Raw genomic sequence first — 2,378 nt, forward strand, 5'->3', positions numbered from 1 at the left:
GAAGTAGAGCCGAACATTGGAAACATGGCTTTCATTTCCAACATGTTCAAACCGAATGGGTACTGCAACTCCTTCTCTGGTCAACCAGGCCACTCGATTATCCGCCGCCAGGTTCAGCGTCATGGGGTCTTCGGGGAAAGAGTCCAGTTGAAAGACATCCGGCTTATCGAAGAACATGTCGAAGCTGGCCCGCTGGCGGACATAGGCCTCGGACTCACCTGAGGCCTTGGCGAGTTCCTGAATCATCGTCGCAGAAGCATCCATCAGAGCATTGTTGTCGCCCGCCTGAAACAGCTTGTATATCCGCCGGTATGCCTGTGTCAGACTGTCACGGGTCGCCGCGTTGTCACGCAGCACATCGCCTTCTTCCCAGCACCAGGTAGGCATCGGCTGGCGGTTGACGAACCGAACTTTCAGGGAATCGTATTCTTCATAGCGATGAAAACGGATTCCCTCTTTTCTCGGCTGCAATGGCGCATCAGGGTCACGAGATACCACCTTGGCCACTGCCTGTTCCTGGCCTGGCCTCATCACCACCTCGAATGCCGTCTGTGCTTCGGTGTTGGGGTTATCGCCGGGCCGCCAATAAAGCAAGGACACATGCAGTTCATCTTCAGATTGGTACTCCAATGGCCAAGAGTCCAAGTTCACTGTATTTTCGCCCTGTTTGATGTACTGTGTGATGGGTAGCCTGGTATCCAGGTGGCTATGGGAGCCAGTAAAATTCAACATAATATCCTGGACACCTAGCGAACTGGGAAAGCCGTTCACCGACCAATGAACCCCAAAATTATACTTTGTCTCTTGGTCCATGGCGGGCACCTCCATTGCCATAAAAAAAGCCACCAAAAAGATTCCAATTTTTTTCATTAAAACTGCCTGAACTCTCCGCTATAACCGTCGGCAAGACGGTAGGTGTTGATGTTTTCGCGATCCTCAACCCATCGAGTAGTTTGAGTCGACTGTGCGGTTTGGCTTCTTCGGCTTTTACCTCCACTATCATTTCTTTTTTCCGAAACTTCTACATTGACTTTCTTGTAACCCATGACGCGCAGCATGGCGCCATTATGAAACAGCTCATAGCCCCACTCGCCAGCCTCATTGGCCTTGATCGTAATGCCGCCGGTTGTCGAGATGTTGGCCTCATACTTGAACACCCGGCGATCCGTGAAAATGCTGTCGAAGTAGCCACTCACGCCACCGCCTGCCAGGGCCGTCAAACTGCCGGTGACATGGCCGTCGCATTCGATGGTTCTGGCCAGGAAATCGTAATTCATCACGGCGTTTGCATTGCCCATGGTATCCGCCGTGGGGCGTGAACCTATGCCGATGGACACATCAATGAACAGGCTGGGTGATATCTGGTATTCGGCGACCCCCAGGCTTCTACCGTCCTCGGCATCCTCCATGAACGCCACTAGGGCTGCGCCAGCCGGGTGCCGCCTGGCGGCAACCTTGAGTGCTTCGTAGATATTGACATGCACGCCAAATCTAAAGTCGACCGAGATGCCCGCCGACAGCGTCCAGTTCAGTCCTGGACCACCTTGCTCTTCGGTTTGTTCGGTCACCAATGCCAGCCCGAGCTTTGGCCCTTCGGTATAGAGATCAACGAGTTTGTCATCATCCCGCTCATTGCAGAGATCCTGCCACAGGCGCTTCGCGGCATTGGTGAGCGCTCCCAGAAAGCGTGTCACACCATCCTGTTGACGTCTGTCGTTCGCCTGTCGACGCAGGGTGGGCGCACTATCGTGGGTTGTGGTTTCACTGCTATGCGAGCCCACATCAACTCGCTTGGTGGTAGTACCGCAGACAATGTCCAGTCCCGCACTGATCTGCCAGCCCTGCTCATGCGTCACCTGGCGGGGGTTGCTGCCCATACCAAGTCGTTTCCTCTCGGCTCGACCTTCGCTACGCGAGAGTCGGCTCGTACCGACTCTTGGTGGCATAACACTCACGTTGCCACCGAACTTCAGCAACGGTACCGTCACCGAGGTAAACGAGAAGCAGTCAGAGCCGTCCAGGCTGATCGAAAAGACATCTTCCCGCACCATGGTGGCGCGATTCATCAGAATATCCAGCGTGATGGCGATGACCTCGTAAGCCAAATGCGGCGGCTCGAGAGCATCGATGTTGAGCAAGGTGGGTCGAGGATTGGTTTCTACCGTGAAGTCACTTTGGGTAACGCCAGGTGTTACCCATGTACCACTCAACTCATCGGTCCAGTTCAGCGTATGGTGGCCGTGCGGGCAAGCTCCGGACAACGTCACGACAACCCGACCCGAGTCTGCCAACGGCGCTCCCCGCAGAAAGCCTTCTAAGCTTCCCTCCCCCGCTACAAAACGCTCGGCGACAAAGTAGATTTTACCATTGGTTGCCTC

2 protein-coding genes are annotated in these 2,378 nt (G+C 54.7%); both read right to left on the reverse strand.

Annotated elements, in window-relative coordinates; translation table 11 throughout:
- Positions 1-870: hypothetical protein (locus HHA01_RS14605; RefSeq protein WP_246053926.1), on the reverse strand; the 870-nt coding region annotated here is incomplete at its 3' end.
- The coding region (locus HHA01_RS14800) for a hypothetical protein (RefSeq protein ID WP_170214894.1) at positions 870-2,378 on the reverse strand (1,509 nt) is incomplete at its 5' end. The genes HHA01_RS14605 and HHA01_RS14800, both read right to left, overlap by 1 nt.

Source organism: Halomonas halmophila, assembly GCF_006540005.1.
In the GTDB taxonomy this organism is placed as follows: Bacteria; Pseudomonadota; Gammaproteobacteria; order Pseudomonadales; family Halomonadaceae; genus Halomonas; species Halomonas halmophila.